The sequence below is a fragment of the Erythrobacter donghaensis genome (assembly GCF_001557325.1).
In the GTDB taxonomy this organism is placed as follows: domain Bacteria; phylum Pseudomonadota; class Alphaproteobacteria; order Sphingomonadales; family Sphingomonadaceae; genus Erythrobacter; species Erythrobacter donghaensis_B.
In genome coordinates, this window is the sequence record NZ_LSJS01000159.1 from 1 (window position 1) to 352 (window position 352).

General features: G+C 62.2%; 1 protein-coding gene. It reads left to right on the plus strand.

Going from position 1 to position 352, the window contains the following annotated elements; all coding sequences use genetic code 11:
- Positions 1-77: 77 nt before the first annotated feature.
- Positions 78-352: type IV conjugative transfer system protein TraL (gene traL, locus AX692_RS09275; protein ID WP_073974387.1), on the plus strand; the 275-nt coding region annotated here is incomplete at its 3' end.

A 352-nucleotide genomic window follows, 5' to 3' on the forward strand; every position in this document is an offset into this window, starting at 1 on the left:
GTCGGCACCGGTGTTCCGATCGTCACCTCGGTCGTGACCGCGGTCATCTGAACGCGGCAAGGGAAGGCGGCGTCGCCATGGCAGACCCTTACATCATTCCCCGGCGTCTCGATGACCCGGAGCTTATCGGCTTCTGGACCATCGACGAGTTCGCGGGAATGCTGGCCCCCTTCACCTGGGGGATCCTCACCCAGCATATCTTTATCGGCATCATAGTCGCCTTCGGCGCCTGGTTCGCATTGCGAAAGGCCAAAGCAGGACGCGCCAGCTCCTGGGTAGCCCACGCCGCATACTGGTATCTGCCTGCAGGATTTCTGGGCCTCAAGGCAACGCCGCCTTCTCACTGCCGACT